Origin of the sequence: Peribacillus deserti, assembly GCF_016909175.1 — a bacterium.
In the GTDB taxonomy this organism is placed as follows: Bacteria; Bacillota; Bacilli; order Bacillales; family DSM-1321; genus Paraperibacillus; species Paraperibacillus deserti.
In genome coordinates this window covers 40,498-58,924 of record NZ_JAFBFI010000017.1, presented here as the reverse complement: position 1 = coordinate 58,924, position 18,427 = coordinate 40,498, and the positions used below count along the sequence as shown (strand labels likewise).

General features: G+C 40.9%; 17 protein-coding genes. 10 read left to right on the top strand and 7 right to left on the bottom strand.

Annotated elements, in window-relative coordinates; genetic code table 11:
- The first annotated feature begins 2 nt into the window (after positions 1–2).
- Complete coding sequence (locus JOC77_RS16540) at positions 3–908, top strand: fumarylacetoacetate hydrolase family protein (protein WP_204545413.1); 906 nt, start codon at positions 3–5, stop codon at positions 906–908.
- Between the two features lie 708 nt (positions 909–1,616).
- Here JOC77_RS16540 and JOC77_RS16535 read toward each other — a convergent pair.
- Positions 1,617–2,192, bottom strand: a complete 576-nt coding sequence (locus JOC77_RS16535; RefSeq protein WP_204545411.1) for a DUF2777 domain-containing protein — start codon at positions 2,190–2,192, stop codon at positions 1,617–1,619.
- A 290-nt stretch (positions 2,193–2,482) separates the two neighbouring features.
- Here JOC77_RS16535 and asnB point away from each other — a divergent pair, with 290 nt between their 5' ends.
- The 3 genes from asnB to JOC77_RS16520 all read left to right on the top strand — a co-directional run bounded on the left by asnB (position 2,483) and on the right by JOC77_RS16520 (position 8,095).
- Positions 2,483–4,333, top strand: coding sequence for an asparagine synthase (glutamine-hydrolyzing) (gene asnB / locus JOC77_RS16530; protein ID WP_204545409.1), 1,851 nt, complete (start codon positions 2,483–2,485; stop codon positions 4,331–4,333).
- Between the two features lie 507 nt (positions 4,334–4,840).
- A complete protein-coding gene (locus JOC77_RS16525; RefSeq protein ID WP_204545407.1) occupies positions 4,841–6,382 on the top strand; it encodes an alpha-amylase family glycosyl hydrolase in 1,542 nt (513 codons plus the stop codon).
- A gap of 45 nt (positions 6,383–6,427) precedes the next feature.
- Positions 6,428–8,095, top strand: a complete 1,668-nt coding sequence (locus tag JOC77_RS16520; RefSeq protein ID WP_204545405.1) for a glycoside hydrolase family 13 protein — start codon at positions 6,428–6,430, stop codon at positions 8,093–8,095.
- 934 nt (positions 8,096–9,029) lie between these two features.
- Here the strand turns inward: JOC77_RS16520 and JOC77_RS16515 are convergent.
- The 3 genes from JOC77_RS16515 to JOC77_RS16505 all read right to left on the bottom strand — a co-directional run bounded on the left by JOC77_RS16515 (position 9,030) and on the right by JOC77_RS16505 (position 11,786).
- On the bottom strand, positions 9,030–9,893 hold the full coding sequence (locus JOC77_RS16515; RefSeq protein WP_204545403.1) for an SDR family oxidoreductase: 864 nt from the start codon (positions 9,891–9,893) through the stop codon (positions 9,030–9,032).
- Positions 9,894–10,221: 328 nt separating this feature from the next.
- On the bottom strand, positions 10,222–10,713 hold the full coding sequence (locus JOC77_RS16510) for a YajQ family cyclic di-GMP-binding protein (protein WP_204545401.1): 492 nt from the start codon (positions 10,711–10,713) through the stop codon (positions 10,222–10,224).
- 203 nt (positions 10,714–10,916) lie between these two features.
- Positions 10,917–11,786, bottom strand: a complete 870-nt coding sequence (locus tag JOC77_RS16505; protein ID WP_204545398.1) for a DegV family protein — start codon at positions 11,784–11,786, stop codon at positions 10,917–10,919.
- Positions 11,787–11,928: 142 nt separating this feature from the next.
- Between JOC77_RS16505 and JOC77_RS16500 the strand changes: the two genes are divergently transcribed.
- Positions 11,929–12,771, top strand: coding sequence for a YitT family protein (locus JOC77_RS16500; RefSeq protein ID WP_204545395.1), 843 nt, complete (start codon positions 11,929–11,931; stop codon positions 12,769–12,771).
- A gap of 39 nt (positions 12,772–12,810) precedes the next feature.
- Here JOC77_RS16500 and JOC77_RS21640 read toward each other — a convergent pair whose 3' ends face one another.
- From JOC77_RS21640 to JOC77_RS16490, 3 genes are all read right to left on the bottom strand, one after another.
- A complete protein-coding gene (locus JOC77_RS21640) occupies positions 12,811–12,939 on the bottom strand; it encodes a hypothetical protein (protein ID WP_275585087.1) in 129 nt (42 codons plus the stop codon).
- Positions 12,939–13,085 (bottom strand): hypothetical protein, encoded by a 147-nt coding sequence (locus tag JOC77_RS16495; RefSeq protein WP_204545392.1) that lies wholly within the window; start codon positions 13,083–13,085, stop codon positions 12,939–12,941. Before JOC77_RS16495 ends, JOC77_RS21640 begins: the two co-directional genes overlap by 1 nt.
- Before the next feature lie 182 nt (positions 13,086–13,267).
- Positions 13,268–14,086, bottom strand: coding sequence for a Cof-type HAD-IIB family hydrolase (locus JOC77_RS16490; RefSeq protein WP_204545389.1), 819 nt, complete (start codon positions 14,084–14,086; stop codon positions 13,268–13,270).
- A gap of 161 nt (positions 14,087–14,247) precedes the next feature.
- Between JOC77_RS16490 and JOC77_RS16485 the strand changes: the two genes are divergently transcribed.
- From JOC77_RS16485 to mobB, 5 genes are all read left to right on the top strand, one after another.
- Positions 14,248–15,015, top strand: coding sequence for a prolyl oligopeptidase family serine peptidase (locus JOC77_RS16485; protein WP_239558840.1), 768 nt, complete (start codon positions 14,248–14,250; stop codon positions 15,013–15,015).
- Between the two features lie 83 nt (positions 15,016–15,098).
- The gene (locus JOC77_RS16480) at positions 15,099–15,407 is read left to right on the top strand and encodes a metal-sulfur cluster assembly factor (protein WP_204545607.1); all 309 of its coding nucleotides are present in this window, start codon (positions 15,099–15,101) and stop codon (positions 15,405–15,407) included.
- Positions 15,408–15,530: 123 nt separating this feature from the next.
- Positions 15,531–16,580: a GTP 3',8-cyclase MoaA gene (moaA, locus tag JOC77_RS16475; RefSeq protein ID WP_204545383.1), complete on the top strand. Its 1,050-nt coding sequence runs from the start codon at positions 15,531–15,533 to the stop codon at positions 16,578–16,580.
- Positions 16,581–16,607: 27 nt separating this feature from the next.
- Positions 16,608–17,882, top strand: a complete 1,275-nt coding sequence (locus JOC77_RS16470) for a molybdopterin molybdotransferase MoeA (RefSeq protein ID WP_204545380.1) — start codon at positions 16,608–16,610, stop codon at positions 17,880–17,882.
- On the top strand, positions 17,867–18,406 hold the full coding sequence (gene mobB, locus JOC77_RS16465; protein ID WP_204545377.1) for a molybdopterin-guanine dinucleotide biosynthesis protein B: 540 nt from the start codon (positions 17,867–17,869) through the stop codon (positions 18,404–18,406). Before JOC77_RS16470 ends, mobB begins: the two co-directional genes overlap by 16 nt.
- The last annotated feature ends 21 nt before the right edge of the window (positions 18,407–18,427 follow it).

Sequence of the window (18,427 nt, the reverse complement as noted above, 5' to 3'; positions counted from 1 at the left end):
ATATGAAATTAGCAACCATATTGCATAACAATGAGCAGATGGCAGTTGTGGCTGATGATCAGAATAAACAATACCTGCATATTGGCCAGGCTGCTGAACAGCTTTTGAATAAAAAATTAAACACTTCAAGCATGCTGGACTGTATTAGAATGGGTGAGGAATTTACGGATGCAGTCGTAAATGTACAGGAAGCTGTGAATTCAGCTGAAAATCCCAATTTATTTTACATAAGCTTTGACCATGCAGAATTACTTGCTCCTATCCCCCGGCCGAATAAAAATATCTTTTGTGTTGGCAAAAATTATGCAGAGCATGCAATCGAAATGGGAAGCGAAGCAGATATCCCCGAGCATGTTATGCTGTTCTCAAAAACGCCGACCACAGTCATTGGTGCGGGAGAGTATGTACCGAACCATGAGGGCGTAACAGACTCTCTCGATTATGAAGGAGAGCTCGCCGTTATCATCGGAAAAACCGGAAAAGACATTGAGGCTCATTCTGCATTAGAATATATTTTTGGATATACAATTATTAATGATGTTACGGCAAGAGACCTGCAAGCCAAGCATAAACAATTTTTACTCGGAAAGAGCCTGGATGGCTCCTGTCCGATGGGTCCTTATATTGTCCATCATTCAGCAGTCCCAGACCCCTCCAATTTAGATATAGAAACAAAAATAAATGGGGAAGTCCGCCAGAAGTCAAATACCAGCCGCTTTATCTTCAGTATAGAGGATATCATCTCAACTATTTCTAAGGGGATGACGCTTGAAGCAGGCGATATTATTGCAACCGGAACTCCAGCAGGGGTCGGAAAGGGATTTCAACCGCCAAAGTATCTCAAATCAGGAGATACGATGGAAATAAGCATTGAAGGAATAGGTACACTTACGAACATCGTAAAATAAAAAAAGGCAATAGCCGGCCCGTCATTACGGGACAGCTATTGCCTTTTGGTCTGAGTGGACTTAGAATGTTAATCGGCTGGGTGGAAGTGTATGCGACCCGTACCAGCATTTTGTCTAGAATCTGTGTTTACACACCGAATCATTCAGCCCGGACCTGTGATCCCCAAAATGATATGGAATTAACTTGAGCAGCTTCAAAGAGCCGGGATGAGGATCGAAGAACCGCGTTTCCGCACTAAAGCCGGGTGGCCAAACTCTCTGCTTTACATGGGCATCAGGCTGATGATGGAATCGCGCACTAAATTAAAAAATCGCGCATAAAGCAATAATAATCCCACTTAAATTCCGGAATCGAGCATAAGGTACTCACAATCGCGCATAGAGCAGCAAGAGGGGAATCTCGAACTGAAAATGACGGTTCTTGGACAAAGACCAAAGTATCTGAACCTCGAAATAGTGTGTGGAGTATCCAAAACACGTAAAGAGTACGCAAAAAAGCGTGACTGAAACTTGAAATTGAACGCCCAAACTTCACTATTTGTTTGCGAGCCCGCTGGGGGGTCTCCAAACCGTACTTTCCAAACTGAGAACGCGATGACCAACAAAACTAAATTGCGCATAGGAGCTAATATTGCCCCATCCGCATGACTGAGCAGCTGCCCTTCCAAAGAGAAACAAGTTCCAACACTCCCGATTAGGTTCCCCTTATTACTGCGCAGGATTTGAATGGAGCTTTTCAATAACAATTCGTTTTCCGGTATTGATCGTGAACTCAAAACGGTCATGTTCATGTTTTAAATAGCGAAAATGATGCTGAACAGAACAAATTCCTTCCCCATTATCAAAAATAAAAAAGTTTACTCCAGATTGCAATTTTTTCTCCTTAAGAAAAGTCAGCTGATTATAACTATAAATACAATCGTAAATCGAAAAATCTAAAGAATTGAGGGTCGTTATAAATTGAAAGAAAGCATCATCATTAAGTTCATCCAATAATCGTTCAAATGAATAAAGGATATTTTTTCTAATACGAACCTTTTCCTCATCATATAAATAAGTGGTGTCTTTGCTTAGTTTAATCACACCATTATCTTCAAGAATTCCTTTTCTCCATCTGTTGCCTCTGAAAATTTCGATGTCGTGGTGAAGAAAGTCGTCAAGAGAAGCTGCTTCATCCGTTTCATCATCAAAAAAAACCCATTGCTGATTGATAAATTCTACTACACCTTCTGTGAAGGCTCTGGATTGTATGGATACGAGTTTAGAACGGTGCTGTTTGTTCATGGTCTACCTCCAAAATGGATGCCTCACCTACTTTTTAGACAAAATCATCTTAAATTATAACTGTATATTTTTTCTGGGTCGGGACAATTAACCATCTAATCTGTTTTGCATAGTCTATGTTATCTGTAATGGAAGGCCTAAATATTTCAGGATGTAAGCTTAATACCTATGCAGGCAGTGAAACTTCAACTCGCTAAAAGTTAGGAACCAGACCAGAAAAAGCTTATCTCTAAATTAATTGGCTGCATGCAGCTGTATCTACAAGCTGTGCAGGAAAGGAAGATGAACATATGTGTGGAATAACGGGATGGGTCCATTATCAAAGAAATCTTACAAATGAAAAAGCCATTGTGGAAAAGATGACGAACACCCTGCAAAGGCGCGGTCCAGACGAAACAAATATTTGGTCGGAGCCCCATGCCACCTTTGGCCATAAAAGGCTTATTGTCGTTGATCCAACTGGCGGTAAGCAGCCAATGACTAAGGAAGAAGATCACAATCGTTATACCCTCTGCTACAATGGTGAACTGTATAACACAGAAGATTTAAGAAAAGAACTCCTAATAAAAGGATATTCCTTTAAAGGGCATTCTGATACAGAAGTATTGCTTGCCTCCTATATGGAATGGAAAGAAAAATGCGTGGAATTTTTTAATGGCATATTTTCTTTTGCTGTCTGGGATGAAAAAGAGGAAAAACTATTCATTGGGCGAGACCGTTTAGGGGTGAAGCCGCTTTTTTTTGCAGAAAAAGATGGCGGGTTCTTATTTGCTTCTGAAATTAAAGCCCTGCTTGCTCATCCGAGTGTAAAAGCAGAAATAGACAGAGAAGGCCTGGCGGAGGTATTTGGCCTCGGACCGTCCAGATCGCCGGGATCAGGAGTATTTAAAGGGATAGAGGAACTCCGGCCTGCCCATGCTCTGACCCTTTCCAGAGACGGATTGAAAATCTGGAGATACTGGAATGTTAAAAGCAGCGAGCACAAGGGGAACTTGAATGAAACCGCTGATACTGTGGGCTTTTTACTAAGGGATGCCGTAACAAGGCAGCTTGTATCGGATGTACCGCTTTGTACCTTTCTTTCAGGGGGCTTAGATTCAAGCGCGATTACTGCCATCGCAGCTAAGCATATGGAAGAAAAGGGACTCGGCCAGCTCCATACTTATTCCATTGACTATGAAGATAATGACAAATATTTTCGGGCTAATGCTTTTCAGCCAAATTCAGACGTCCCCTGGATCAGGCGGATGTCGGAAGCCTTTAACACCCAGCATCACAGCTATGTAATTTCACAGGATGCGCTGTCCGATTATTTAGCAGATGCTGTAAGAGTGAGGGATATGCCGGGGATGGCAGATGTTGATTCTTCACTCCTATGGTTTTGTAAAGAGATCAAAAATGATTTTGTTGTTAGTTTATCAGGTGAGTGTGCGGATGAAATCTTCGGAGGCTATCCATGGTTTCACCGCACAGAGGATTTAGACAGCGGCAGTTTCCCATGGATGCGTTCTTTGAAAGAAAGGAACTCACTGTTAAAAACTCACTGGCAGGAAAAGCTTGCCCTAGAGAGCTATGTGGATCAGAAATATAAGGAAACAATATCAGAAGTTCCGGTGCTGGAGGGAGAATCCGGTGCAGCTGCTAAAAGGCGTGAGCTATTCTATTTGAATATTATCTGGTTTATGACAACACTGCTAGACCGCAAGGACCGGATGAGTATGGGGGCAAGCCTGGAAGTTAGGGTACCCTTCGCAGATCATAGATTAGTAGAATATGTATGGAACATACCGTGGGAAATGAAAATGGCAGGTAACCGGGAAAAAGGGATCTTAAGGAAAGCACTGGAGGGAACACTGCCTGAAGAAGTATTATACAGAAAAAAGAGTCCATATCCAAAGACTCATAACCCGGTTTATACACATAGGGTCCAGAAGCTTTTGAAAAAGAAGCTGGCAAATAAAGAATCTGTCCTTCACGAACTGTTCAACGGAAATAAACTTCAGCAAATTTTAAATACCGGTGGATCCGCATTTAAAGTTCCTTGGTTCGGACAATTGATGACTGGACCCCAGCTGTTAGCTTACCTGGTACAGTTTGATTTATGGTTTGAAGAATATGGAATACAAATCGTAGAATCATAAGAAACAAGCCGGTGCGCGGAGTGCACCGGCTTTCTAATAGTAATTATATTTATGAATTTTAGCGGGCTGCGCCTTCAGACTTTTTTGTAGGGACAGAAGATGGATCAGCTGGAATGCTGCTTTGAAAAACCCTTTTTCTTCCATATTCAGGATTAAAGTCTCCTTGTGATTAGCCCGACCAGGCAGACTAACTTGAATAGTACACCAGCAATCTAACATATAGTTATGCAAACGTTATTCTTATACAAAGTTATCAAAATGCTAATATTCGTTCAAATTCACCAATATTTAGAAGACTTATTTTTTGGAATTGTTGTAAAAAATGAGGCGGAGAGTATAATAAGATTAATAGTTTGCGCAATCGCTTTCATGAAATGAATGAAAGATAAATGAATAATTTAGCCGGAAGGATTTATGCGAAATGATTTATATCACTATACGGATTGACGGCATTGCCGTATACAGGCTACTCTAATAGAGGTTAAGAAGATTGAGGGGAGATTTGAAATGAAAAGCAAACTATTTGCCATACTTATGCTGCCATTCATGCTGATTTATACGATTCCGGCTGCAGCGGAGGAAACTAAACCAGAATCGCGGGAATGGCGGGATGAAAATATATATTTTCTAATGGTGGACCGTTTTAAAAACGGGGACACCCAAAATGATTATAAGGTAAATGTTAAAGATCCTAAGTCCTATAATGGCGGTGATTTTACCGGAATTATCCAGGAACTTGATTACATAAAGGATATGGGCTTTACGTCTATCTGGCTTACACCGGTTTTTGACAATGATGAAAAAGGGTATCATGGCTACTGGATTCGAGACTTTTATAAAACAGAAGAACACTTTGGGACGATGAAAGAATTCAAGAAGTTAGTCAAGGAAGCTCATAAGCGTGATATGAAGGTTATTTTGGATTTTGTTGTAAACCATACGGGACCCAAACATCCTTGGGTGAAAGATCCTTCTAAAAAGGATTGGTTTCATGACCAAAAACCTATACAAAATTGGAATAATCAAAGCGAAGTAGAAAATAACTGGCTATATGATCTGCCTGACTTAAATCAGGAAAATCCTGAAACACGAAAATACCTCCTTGAAGCGGCTAAATGGTGGATTAAGGAAACAAACATAGATGGATACCGTCTGGACACAGTCAGACATGTTCCAGCCGATTTCTGGGCTGATTTTTCCAAAGCAGTCAAATCCGAAAAGAAAAATTTCTATTTGTTAGGTGAAGTATGGGAAAATGACCCTGGCAAAATTGCTAGATACCAGGAGTCGGGTATTGATGGATTTGTAGATTTTCCCCAAAACGAATATCTGAGAAAAATATTCGCTTCAAGCGATCGAAGCTTAACAGGTGCGTTTCTTTCAATAAAAAGAAATAAAGAAAACTTTAAGCAACCCGAGCTGCTTGGAACCTTCATGGATAATCACGATATGCCGCGGTTCACAAGTGAAATTGTACGAAATAAACAAAATCCCGGCACAAGATGGAAACTTGCTCTTTCCTATTTATATACTGCTCCAGGCATTCCAATCGTCTATTATGGCTCGGAGATTGCGCTGAATGGCGGAAATGACCCAGATAACCGGCGTTTAATGGGATTTAAAGCAGAAAAAGAGATTATTGATTACCTCACTAAACTCGGAGAATTAAGAAATAAATATAAAGTCCTCACTAGAGGAACGATGGAAGTCTTATACGATAAAGGCGGTATGGCAGTTTATAAGCGCCAATATAAAAAAGACACCTTCGTAGTTGCGATTAATAACTCCTCAAAATCTAGAACAATTGTTTTAAACAAAGAGGATTTGGACAAGAATAAAGAACTTCGCGGTTTGCTGGAAGGGGACCTTGTAAGAAGCAAGGGGGATACGTATAAAATTATTTTAGACCGCGAAAAAACAGAGATTTATGCCCTGGCAGATAAAACGGGGCTGAATATTCCATATTTGCTTTTGATGGGAACCGTATATGCAGCATTTATTGGTTTTGTCTTCTTATTGGTTAAAAGGTCAAGAAAAAAGAACAAGTAAATATCATAAATGCTTAATAAGCATAGGTAACGGGGGATATGGGAAATGAAAAAAATTTGGTGGAAAGAAGCAGCGGCATATCAAATTTATCCGCGCAGCTTCATGGACAGCAATGGGGATGGCATTGGAGATATCCAGGGAATTATTTCTAAGCTGGATTACTTAAAAGAGCTAGGGATAGATATATTATGGATCTGCCCTATTTTTAAATCCCCTAACGCAGATAACGGCTATGATATCAGCGACTATCAGGACATCATGGATGAGTTTGGAACGATGTCTGATTTTGATGAGCTGCTTGAAGAAGTGCATGCCCGCGGTATGAAAGTCATTCTTGACCTCGTTATCAACCATTCCAGCGACGAGCATCCATGGTTTATCGAATCCCGTTCATCAATAGATAACCCTAAGAGAGATTGGTATATATGGAGAGACGGAAAAGATGGGAAGGAACCAAATAACTGGGAAAGCATTTTTTCAGGAAGTGCCTGGGAGCTGGATGAAAAAACAAACCAATATTACCTTCACTTATTTGATAAAAAGCAGCCGGATTTCAACTGGGAAAACAGTGAAGTGCGCAGAGCACTATATAACATGGTAAACTGGTGGCTTGATAAAGGGATCGATGGATTCCGGGTTGATGCGATCAGCCACATTAACAAGCGGACCGGCCTTCCGGATTTGCCAAACCCGGAAGCCCTGTTATATGTTTCTTCGTTCGACATGCACACCAATCAGGAAGGCATTCATGAATATCTGGAAGAGCTCAAGAACGAGACATTCTCTAAATATGATATTATGACCGTCGGCGAAGCAAATGGTGTAAGAATTGACCAGGCTGATGAGTGGGTTGGCGAGGAAAACGGCACATTCAATATGATTTTCCAATTTGAACATCTTGGCCTTTGGGACAAAGGAACAAATAACAGCGTGGACGTCCGCCAGCTTAAGGAAACATTAACAAAGTGGCAGCAAGGATTATATCAAACAGGCTGGAACGCCTTATTCTTCGAAAACCATGACCAGCCGCGAAGTGTTTCAACCTGGGGCAATGACCAGGAATATTGGAAAGAGAGCGCAAAAATGCTGGGAGCCTGCTATTTCCTGATGTCTGGGACGCCGTTCATCTATCAGGGACAGGAAATAGGCATGACTAACGTTCAATTCGGCTCAATAGATGATTATGATGATGTGGGTATGAAAAACTACTATCAAATTGAAACTGCCAAAGGACGGCCGCATGATGAAATCATGGACATAATCTGGCAGAAAGGCCGGGATAACTCTCGTACGCCGATGCAATGGAACACAGAAAAGAACAGCGGTTTCTCTACAGGAACTCCATGGATGAAAGTTAATCCAAATTATACTGACATCAACGTTCAAGCCCAAAAAGAAGATCCTGATTCCATTTATCACTTCTATAAAAAAATGATAACCATCCGCAAGGAGCATGAAGCTCTAATATATGGGGACTATCAGCTGGTTCTAGAAAACCATCCATCCGTATATGCATATACGCGCAATCTTGATAACCAGACTGTACTCGTAATCTGCAGCTTTAGTGAAATAGAATCCAATGTAAGCTTTCCTAATTTAACAGAGAAGCCATCAGAACTCCTATTAACTAACTACCAAGAGGCAGAGAAGGAATTGCCAAAGACAGTTCGATTAAAACCTTATGAAACACGGATTTATATAATAAATAATTAAAAGATAACTTGATGGATTCTCATTCATTTTGATGAGGGTCCCTTTTTTTATGCTGGGGGTTATTTTTAATACACTTTGGACGGGATTTATGGCTTTTGATCTGCGGGGCTGAGGGAAAGTAGGTAAATGTTATATGCTTTATCATCATAGTAGAATTGGAAAGTATGCTTAGGTTTATGAACGCTTGGAAATATAAGATTTATGCTTAAGTTTTTGAAGGTTATGCTTGAGAATAAAGGTTCTACGCTTAAGTTAGAGAGATGTATGCTTAAGTTTTGTGATTTTGGATTTAGTTTAGGAAGTTATGCTTATCTTCTAGGAATATGCCTATATATGCTTTGTTTTACTATTATGGATAGGGATATACGCGGATATTTATTCTTTAATAGTTAAAAAGATCGTATTTTTATACAGCCGCATAGTTGGGTCTGTATAGCCTCATAGAATAAAAGGGATTTTTTCAGTGGTTGCATCTTTGCTCGCAAGCATCTCGACTGCTCGCAAAGTCCTATAGCGGCTCGCATGCTCTTATTTTTGCTCGCACATTCAAAAAGCTGCTCGACCGCCTGCAATTTTTGCTCGCATCCACCTGGTCTGCTCGCAAAACCCGCAAGCTGCTCGCATTCTCTTATTTTTGCTCGCAAATTCAAAAAGTTGCTCGACTTTCTGCAATTTTGCTCGCATACACCGAGACTGCTCGCAAAACCCGCAAGCTGCTCGCATTCTCTTATTTTTCCTCGCAAAAAGGTGATCCCAGCCGCCGATCTTTGCTCGAAACATCACATATGCTCCCACATCCGTAAGCTGCATGTAATCCCTTGTAATGTGCTAGCAACTGCCATTAGTTGCGTGTATTTATTGAGTCTGCACGCAGTCTCTATTTCTGCTCCAACACCCATAAAAAAAAGGCCACCATAACGATGGCCTTACTGATTTAGCCGTTAACCACTTTGCCGCCGTTGATATGAATAACCTGGCCGCTTATATAAGATGAGTCATCACTAGCCAGGAAAACATAAGCAGGGGCAAGTTCTTCGGGCTGCCCGGCTCTGCCCATTGGCGTGTTCTGGCCGAATTTTTCCACTTCTTCTTCGCTAAAAGTGGATGGAATTAATGGAGTCCAGATTGGCCCTGGTGCTACCGCATTAACCCGGATTCCATCTTTAACAATGGAGTTGGAGAGAGCTCTTGTGAAAGAAACGATCGCTCCTTTTGTTGAGGAGTAATCAATCAGCTTTGGATGGCCCTCATAAGCTGTAATGGATGCGGTATTGATGATGCTGGCTCCCTTTTTCATGTGGGGGAGTGCAGCTTTTGTCAGGTGGAACATCCCGAAGATATTGGTTTTGAACGTGCGCTCCATTTGATCCTTCGTGATGTCAAGAATACTCTCCTGCGGGTGCTGCTCTGCAGCATTGTTAACGAGAATGTCTAGGCTTCCGAATTCGTCGATTGTCTGCTGCACAACACTCTGACAATGCTCTTCCTCTCCTATATCTCCTGTAATAAATAAGCATTTAACGCCTTCCTGCTCAATGAGGCTGCGTGTTTCTTTGGCATCGGCATTTTCCTCTAAGTGCGCAATAACAACGTTTGCACCTTCTTTTGCAAAATAGATGGCTGCAGACTTACCGATTCCACTGTCGCCACCCGTAATTATGGCCGTCTTGCCTTGTAATTTACCTGATCCTTTATAAGATGAATCCACAGAGTCTGGTCGTGGTGTCATTTTGGTTTCAGTTTCCTGTCTCATATCCTGCTGCTGAGGCGGAAAGCCTTGATTTTGATTTTGGCTCAATTCTATCCCTCCAAGTTTTGTATTCTATAATTTTCTTTCCTTTGTAGAGCAGAAGAAAACATGGAAAAATTATACAAAGGACTGTGTTTTCATGTTGAAGCAAGCCATGCCTTGATATATGCAAGAAGCACTATTAAAAATTATTTATACTGCCGCGAGATAGTATCACATATACAGGAATTTAGAAGGAGCGGCTGAAGGAATGACTCGTGAGGCTTGTACAGAGAACCAGGACAGTCTGATGCTTAGGCCAATAATCATGGTCTACAATACGAAACCAGCGCAAAAAAAGAAGAGGCCATATGTAAATGCCTCTTCATAAACTAATTTATCGGTAATTTAAAAATTGAACGTCGATTGGAAGGTCTGCACCTCTAATGGCTGAAATAATGCCTTGCAGGTCGTCTCTGTTCTTGCCGGTAACCCGGATTTGATCTTCCTGGATCTGGCTTTTAACCTTTAAACCGCTGTTTTTAATGATCGTGTTGATTTTTTTGGCGTTTTCTTTATCGATGCCCTGGATCAGCTTAGCCCTTTGCCTGACTGTACCGCCTGAGGCTCCCTCGATTTTACCATAGTCCAGGTTCTTGATGGGTACCTGCCTCTTGGCTAGCTTACTAATCAAAACATCTTTTAACTGATCTAATTTGAATTCATCATCAGAAACCAGCACAAGTTCTTCTTTGTCCAGAGTGATATCACTTTTGCTGCCTTTAAAATCATAACGGGTTTTAATTTCTTTCATAGCCGCTGTTACAGCGTTTGTTACTTCTGGAAAATCTACCTTTGAAACAATATCGAATGAACTTTCTTTTGACATATTGAACCTCCATATGCTCTGTTTTTTTTTCATTATAGCAGACAGGAAATTAAATTCCTATGCGGGAGGGCTGAAGAAATAAAAGGAGTCCGCCAACATTCAAAAGGCGGCCTGACCCTTGTCAGCCGCCTAATTTTAGTATCATATAAGTGCGTTGGTTCTAATAAAAAATTTGTTCTGGTTAATGACCTTATGTACTAATCTTAACTCTCGGAAGCAGGGAGTTCATTTAAAAAGAAAAGGGCCAGGGTGCCAGGGCCGACATGTGCTCCAATAGAAGCACCGATGGAATTAATATAAACTTCCTTGACGCCATATTCGTCTATGATTGCCTTTTTCCATTCTTGGGCAGTTTCCTCGTCATCCGCGTGACTGATGGCAATAGACTGTTCGGCTAGGCTTTCACCGCGTTCCCCCATAATTTCAATCACCCGTTTAAAAAGCTTTTTCTTGCCCCGGATTTTTTCCAGCGGGATCAGCTTGCCGTCTTCGACGTTGAGGAGGGGCTTTATATTAAGAAGGCCTCCTATAAAAGCCGATGCTTTTGATATTCTTCCCCCGCGGGCCAGATATTCAAGGTTATCTACTGTAAATAAGTGCTCCATATGTTGACTGCGGAAAATGGCATCTTTTATAATAGCCTCTTTAGCGGCGCCTTTTGAAGCTTGGTCAACGGCTTGCCTTACGATCTGTCCATAACCTAATGACGCACATTTTGTATCGATAATCTCGATGTCCAGTTCGGGGTATTCTTCCTTAACCTGGCTTAAAGCCATTACAGCTGTTTGATAGGTACCGGAAAGTTCGGAAGAAAAAGCTAAATAAATACCTGTTTTTTTTGCTGACCCGAACTCGGAAAATATCTGGATCACATGCTCTACGGATGGCTGAGAAGTTTTCGGCGATTTTCCTTCCTTCATGGCTGAATAGACTTCATCGGGGGTGATGCCTCGAAGATCATCATAATCTTTACCGTCAAGGTGGACTTTTAATGGAATAAATGTTACGTTGTATTCTTCAAAAAAAGATAAGGGCAAATCTGAGGCACTATCGGCTAAAATGTGTACCGACATTACTCACACCTTCTTTCTAATTGTGCTCTTTGTATATTTTAGTGTATCTATACTTCAGGGAAATTACAATCCTTCAGAATAGGATTTAGCAGTAACGGGCAATTCAATAATATTGGCATCATAGAGATGGGGGACATACATAATGGTTTATGCAGAAACAAAAAAAATAATAGTCGTCATTCTGGGAGCATTGCTGAATGCAATTTCCATGAATTTATTTTTAATTCCGGCCAAGGTTTATGCCAGCGGGTTTACCGGGCTTGCTCAGCTGCTTTCCAACCTGTTAGGGAGTTTTGCTCCTTTTCAAATTTCAACCGGTATTCTACTTTTATTGTTAAACATTCCAGTAGCCATACTTGCCTGGAGAAAGGTTGGGAAACTATTTACCTTTTATAGTCTGCTGAGCGTTGGCTTTAGCACTATTTTTTTGGAAACCATTCCGGTTATGGCCGTTTCCCCGGATATATTGCTTAACGCTGTTTTTGGCGGAGTAATTGCTGCTGTCGGTATTGGTTTTACTCTTAAATACGGAGCTTCGACAGGCGGACTTGATATTGTAGCCATGATTCTATCCCGAATGAAGGACAAGCCGATCGGCACCTATCTGTTCAGTTTAAATGCCTTAATTATTCTGACTGCAGGATATGTATATGGATGGGAAAAGGCCTTGTATACTTTAGTTGCATTATATGCCTCCACCAGGGTTGTAGATGCCATTCATACAAAATATGAAAAACTAACCGTAATGATTATTACAAAAAAATCAGACGAAATGAAGAATGCTATTTATCAAAAGTTTGTAAGGGGGCTTACTCTTGTTCCTGCAAGGGGTGCGTTTACAAATGAAGACAAAAATATGATTATGATTGTGATCACACGGTATGAATTATACGATTTGGAAAAGGTTATAAATGAAGTAGATCCGTCATCTTTCACGAACATTGTGGAGACTGTCGGGATACTGGGACAGTTCAGAAAGGATTAGAAAAAGCTGGCAGGTGCTCTGCCAGCTTTTTTCTATTCATCAAACAGTGGCTGCTTCAGCTGCCAGCAGATAATAGCCGGCTAAGGATGGAATAGGCTTAAATATGCAGAGGATTTCGTGATAACGGCAGAAATAGAGACTTACCATCTGGCGGGAGAGTTTGCTCATTATAACCCGCCCTCCTTTAACACATTACTGCGTTCTAATTTTCTTGCTTCTGCTTCTGCATACGTCATCCGATAAGGTATTTTAAGGCTGTGCTGAGTTACAACATCTTTACTATGCTGAACAAAACGTCGAGATCCTTTACCCAATCGAAACACCTCCGCATCCACTGTATTGACACAGGTCTGTGTCATTTATTAGCTTTAACTATAATGAATACTATTAATTCGGGTAATTTTTGGCTAATAGACGTGTTCAGAAGGATTAGTTTCCAAGCTAGTTAGGGAATGCAGCAGACCAAAAAAAGACTCCCCGTAAAAGGGAGTCTGGGTCAGGCTGTTTTTTCTTTAAAATATTCTTCAAGGAAAACAGCAATACCGTCTTCTTCGTTTGATAGTGTTACTACATCAGCAATGCTTTTTAGCCCGCCAATTCCATTTCCCATAGCCACACCGCAGCCCGCATATTCAATCATTTCAAGGTCATTATCTTCATCACCGAATGCTATAATCCGCTCCTGCGGAATATTTAAGGATTTAGCAACACGTTCTATTCCAACTGCTTTATTTAATCCCTTTTTTACAATTTCAATCACATGAAATGGATCTGCCCATCTTCTATGCTCAACTACCTCTGCATGAACATCCTGTAAATGCTCTCTTATTAACGGAACATGTTCTTCCTCTGTATGGATTAGCATACTGGTCGGCGGTTCTGTAAGAAAATTCCTTAAATCGCCTGTTGTCACACGGGGATTGCCCATGCTGAAAATATCCATCAGCTTTTCATCATGATAATGGTAGTACACATCATCACGTACTTCCGCAATAATGTTATGGAATGTAAAGCCGCTAAGAGCTTCAACGATATCCTTTGCTACCTTAATGTCAAGAGGAGAGTGAAAACTTCCCCAGCTGGTATGAAGCGGGTGGTGGACGAATGCACCATTGAAGTTAACAATTGGTGTATTCAGCCCAGCTTCATGATAGTATCTTTCGCTTGAGCGGAAGGGGCGCCCAGTGGCAATCATCACTTGATGCCCCTGATTCATGAGCTGATTCAGAACTTTTTTTGAGCGGTCTGATATGGTTTTATCATCTTTTAATAGTGTTCCATCCAGGTCCAATACAATTAAATGCTGTTCCTTCATAAAATCTCCCTTTTCTGTACATGATTATTAACTATATTAACATGGCTTTGTAAAAAGGATTTTAAGCCAAAGTTAAATCTTTTTCCATTGTTTGATAAATAATGTATGGTATTAATAGCAGTGTAAAAACAGTTCATGAAGCAAAGCAGGAGGCAGCCATCTTGATAAGTATTAGTAAAGAAAGTATACACCATATTCCCGTATTACATATTGTTAAACAGGAAAAAAGGAAAGAAAAGCTGCCGTTTATACTTTTTATACACGGCATAACAAGCGCCAAAGAACATAATTTACATTATGCTTATCTTCTGGCAGAAAAGGGTTTTCGAGTTGTGCTTCCTGATGCACTTTACCATGGTGAAAGGGAAATAAACCTTTCTGAAAATAAGCTTATGCTATCCTTCTGGGATATAGTAATCAAGACAATAAAAGAGATTGAGGTTTTAAAGGACTTTTATGAAAATGCAGAGTTGATTGACACCTCCAGAATTGGGGTGGCGGGCACCTCTATGGGCGGCATCATTACATATGGGGCACTTTCTCAGTACGCTTGGATTAAAGCGGGTGTGAGCCTTATGGGGAATCCTGCCTACGTTAGCTATGCTAAGCGGCAGATTGAAAACCTTAAGAATTCCCATATTGACATACCGCTTTCTAATGAAGAATTGGATCAACTTTATTCAGTCCTTGCCTCATATGATCTTACACTGAATAGGGAAAAACTTGCTGGAAGACCCATTTTTCTGTGGCACGGTGAAAAGGATACTGTGGTTCCCTATCAGGACGCCTATAATTTCTATGAATCAATGTCGGCAGAATATGGAAATGCTAGTCATAAGATAGCTTTCTTACTCGATAAAGACGCTTCTCATAAGGTAAGCAGAGAAGGGCTGTTAAAAACACAGGAATGGTTCGCCAAGCAGCTTTAAATCAATTCTTAAGAATTTGGAATGAAGAAACCGCTTTTTGGATATAGAAACATATACTATTGTGAAATAAGGAGAGATTGATGATGGATCAGGATTTAAAAGATAATATAATGGGAGCATTAGAGCAGGTCATTGATCCGGAAATAGGAGTAGACATTGTCAACCTAGGTTTGGTATATGACGTGGATATGGATGAAAATGGAGAAACTACCGTAACCATGACACTGACATCGATGGGTTGTCCGCTTGCAGGCACTATTGTAGACCAGGTAAAGACGGCTTTAGAGGATATACCTGAAGTGAAAAATACAGAAGTTAACATCGTATGGACTCCGGTTTGGAACAAAGATATGATGTCCCGCTATGCAAAGATTGCTCTTGGCATCAGATAAACTTTCGAATGTCTCAACTTATTTAGTGCAGCAAGCATCCCGCAAGAGTCTTCGCGGGGTGTTTTTTTGAACAGCTGCATCTGCTTTCGTAAATAGCTCTTAATAATCGTCCAAAGCAATAAAATGGTACAATACGTGGGAGGAGGGGATATTGTGTCAGAGATCAGACAAGTGTATGATGCTTTGAAAAGACCGCTGAGAGATTTGCGGATTTCAGTAATTGACCGCTGCAATCTTAGATGCCAGTATTGCATGCCGGCCGATATATTCGGTGACAGCTATAAATTTCTCCCTGGCGAAGAACTATTATCTTTTGAGGAAATTGAACGATCAGCCCGGCTTTTTGCTGATCTTGGTGTGGAAAAAATCCGTCTGACTGGCGGAGAACCCCTTCTAAGAAGAAATTTGCCCCTGCTTATCAAGCAGCTTTCTCATATAAATGGGATCAACGATATCGCCTTAACTACAAATGGAATTTATTTGAAAAAATATGCACGAGACCTAAGGGATTCAGGTCTGCAGCGTGTTAATATAAGCCTTGACAGTATAGATGATGCCCTCTTTAAAGAGATAACAGGCAGAAGCATTGGCATTAAACCAGTACTTCAAGGCATTCAAGCTGCAAAGGAAAGCGGCCTTGAAGTTAAAATCAATATGGTTGTCAAAAAAGGCATGAATGACAGCCAGATCCTTCCCATGGCGGAATTCTGCAAAAATGAAAATCTAACCTTAAGGTTTATAGAGTTTATGGACGTAGGAAATACAAATGGATGGAAATTGGATCATGTTATTTCTAAAAAAGAAATCATCCAAATAATTAGCAGCAGATATTCCATTGAACCGGTAGAATCCGACTATTACGGCGAGGTGGCTAAAAGGTACCGCTACACGGATGAAGATCCGGAAATTGGCTTTATTACATCTGTTTCAGAGTCTTTTTGCTCTACATGCACAAGGGCGCGTCTCTCAGCGAATGGCCAGTTTTATACCTGCTTATTCAGCAGTTCAGGATTTAATTTAAAAGAATATCTGAGATCTCAGGCCGACGACGAGGAAGTAATTAATCAAATTACATCAATCTGGAACAATCGGAGAGACAGATATTCAGATGAACGGAATGAACCGAATAAGGACAAAAAAGCTAAAATTGAAATGTCTTATATTGGCGGTTAAATATTTTTATACCCGGGAGAGTCAGCCATGCTTGAAAAACGCAAACCTTTACCCATATATGAAGCAGTTGCAAAAATTATGGATATTAAAGTTGATCGAGAGACGGAAATTGTTCCATTAAAGGAAAGCATTAATAGATTTCTGGCCGAAGATATTAAGGCAAATCATGATGTGCCTCATTTTAACCGATCTCCATATGACGGATTTGCTCTTCGGGCGGAAGATACCAGACTTGCAGAATCAGGAAACTCTGTGGAATTTGAAGTGATTGAAAGTTTAGCGGCAGGGATGGTTGCAGAAAAAGAAGTAGGACCTTTTCAGGCCGCGCGTATCATGACCGGAGCTCTGCTCCCTGAAGGGGCAGACACGGTCATCATGTTAGAGCTTGTTAAAACATACGAAAAAAATAATAAAGATTATCTATCTATAAAAAGAAAACAGAATAGCGGGGACAACATCTCTTTTCAAGGTGAAGATGCAAAAAAAGGAGATTTGCTGGTTAAGAAAGGAACCATAATTAATCCGGGTGTGATAGCTGTATTGGCGACCTTCGGCTATCATGAAGTGAAAGTCGCAAAGAAGCCGATGATCGGCCTCTTTGCGACCGGAACAGAGCTGCTTGAAGTATCAGAGGAGCTCGCCCCTGGGAAAATTAGAAACAGCAATGCACCTATGATTGAGGCACAGGCTGCAAGAGCAGGTGCGGAGGCAAAGTATTACGGCCAGCTTCCTGATGACATTGAAATATGCTATGCGGCCATAAAACAGGCTCTAACCGAAGTGGATATTTTAATCACCACAGGGGGAGTCTCTGTTGGCGATTACGATATTATGCCAGATATATATAAGAGACTTGAAGCAGACGTGCTATTTAATAAGGTGGCAATGCGGCCGGGAAGTGTCACAACAGTGGCAAGGCTGAACCATAAAATTCTTTACGGTCTTTCCGGAAATCCTTCCGCTTGTTATGTAGGATTTGAGCTTTTTGTACGGCCGGTGATCCGGACAAAGCTGTTTTCTGAAAAGCCGCATCTGCGAAAAGAAAAAGCATGGCTGAAGGTAGATTTTCCAAAAGCAAATCCTTTTACCCGTCTAATTAGAGGCAGCTTATCATTCGAAGAGGGAAGGCTTAGAGCCGAGCCGTCCGGCCTAGATAAATCCAGTGTCGTGATGAGCCTCGCGGGAGCGGGCGTTCTAATTATTTTGCCCTCAGGCACACGGGGATATCAAAAAGGCGATGAAGTAGAAATATTGCTTCTGGAGGATTTTGAAGGCAGTAAAGCACCTTGGGAAAACCAATGACCGGTATCTTTCAGATCTGCGGATATCAAAATTCGGGAAAAACGACTCTTTTATCCAGTATAATCACAGCTTTAAAAGAGAGAAATGTAAAGGCTGCTGTTTTAAAGCACCATGGACATGGCGGCTCTTTGACCGTACGAGAAAATCAAAAGGACTCTGAGCAATATATACAGGCAGGTGCTGTAGCTTCCCTTGCAGAAGGACAGGGCCATATTCAATTACTTGCCAATATCGCAGAATTTGATTTGGATCAGCAAATTCGTTTTATTTCTTTCTTCAAGCCGGACATTATTCTAATAGAAGGATATAAGTATGAAAATTTTCCGAAGATTGTTCTGCTTAAAAACAGAGAAGATCTGACTTTGCTGAATGATCTTACCAATATAAAAGCAGCCGTATATTGGGAGGAAGCGGAAGGTGAGGAAAAGAGTGAAAAGAACAACATAAAGCATCTGAGTCTCTTTGATCCCTCGCTGCCTATTCAATTGTGTGAAATGATTATGAAGGAAAATCTTGATTTATAGAAAGAAAAGAGGAGGCCGCTT

What these genes read in the sequence shown, in the direction of transcription:
- JOC77_RS16535 (WP_204545411.1), bottom strand. Translation starts at nt 2,192, where the DNA reads ATGAACAAACAGCACCGTTCTAAACTCGTATCCATACAATCCAGAGCC.
- moaA (WP_204545383.1), top strand. Translation starts at nt 15,531, where the DNA reads ATGGTACAATACGTGGGAGGAGGGGATATTGTGTCAGAGATCAGACAA.
- JOC77_RS16505 (WP_204545398.1), bottom strand. Translation starts at nt 11,786, where the DNA reads ATGTCGGTACACATTTTAGCCGATAGTGCCTCAGATTTGCCCTTATCT.
- JOC77_RS16490 (WP_204545389.1), bottom strand. Translation starts at nt 14,086, where the DNA reads ATGAAGGAACAGCATTTAATTGTATTGGACCTGGATGGAACACTATTA.
- JOC77_RS21640 (WP_275585087.1), bottom strand. Translation starts at nt 12,939, where the DNA reads ATGAGCAAACTCTCCCGCCAGATGGTAAGTCTCTATTTCTGCCGTTAT.
- JOC77_RS16520 (WP_204545405.1), top strand. Translation starts at nt 6,428, where the DNA reads ATGAAAAAAATTTGGTGGAAAGAAGCAGCGGCATATCAAATTTATCCG.
- JOC77_RS16525 (WP_204545407.1), top strand. Translation starts at nt 4,841, where the DNA reads ATGAAAAGCAAACTATTTGCCATACTTATGCTGCCATTCATGCTGATT.
- JOC77_RS16470 (WP_204545380.1), top strand. Translation starts at nt 16,608, where the DNA reads ATGCTTGAAAAACGCAAACCTTTACCCATATATGAAGCAGTTGCAAAA.
- JOC77_RS16500 (WP_204545395.1), top strand. Translation starts at nt 11,929, where the DNA reads ATGGTTTATGCAGAAACAAAAAAAATAATAGTCGTCATTCTGGGAGCA.
- asnB (WP_204545409.1), top strand. Translation starts at nt 2,483, where the DNA reads ATGTGTGGAATAACGGGATGGGTCCATTATCAAAGAAATCTTACAAAT.
- JOC77_RS16540 (WP_204545413.1), top strand. Translation starts at nt 3, where the DNA reads ATGAAATTAGCAACCATATTGCATAACAATGAGCAGATGGCAGTTGTG.
- JOC77_RS16510 (WP_204545401.1), bottom strand. Translation starts at nt 10,713, where the DNA reads ATGTCAAAAGAAAGTTCATTCGATATTGTTTCAAAGGTAGATTTTCCA.
- JOC77_RS16480 (WP_204545607.1), top strand. Translation starts at nt 15,099, where the DNA reads ATGGATCAGGATTTAAAAGATAATATAATGGGAGCATTAGAGCAGGTC.